We start from the raw sequence: 397 nt of genomic DNA, 5'->3' as shown, positions 1-397 counted from the left end.
TCCAACACGATAAACACAACTACTTCGGCAAACATTACCGCACTCCAAAAGGCACCCCACTTTCGGTCACACACCGTAAACGCTAAACCGATCAATACAACAGGCCAGTAAAAATGAGCTGACTGCAGACCGCCAAGATAATAAACCAGGCAAGCACAATACGTAGATGCCAGGAATACCTGTGTATTTGCTATCAGCATTCTAGGAAAGCGATCCATCTTGTTCGCAATTAGCAATAGAGGCTCACCAATGACCAGCAACCATGCCCAGGCGGCAAGTGCGTCGTAACCAACAGAAGACCACTTAATTAGACTGTATAAGCCGATCACAAAGATCAAACAACACATAAAAGCCATGATCTTGAAATGAATAAAGTCGCGGTCACTCTCAACCATCG

Annotated in this window: 1 protein-coding gene; it reads right to left on the bottom strand. The window is 45.1% G+C overall.

Features of this window, described 5'->3' with window-relative positions; genetic code table 11:
• A partial coding sequence (locus A3735_RS30715; protein WP_197485815.1) for a hypothetical protein occupies positions 1-397 on the bottom strand: 397 nt, incomplete at both ends.

The sequence above is a fragment of the Oleiphilus sp. HI0061 genome, assembly GCF_001635675.1.
Note: the sequence above shows the minus strand (reverse complement) of the source record. Positions and strands in the feature narration are given on the sequence as shown.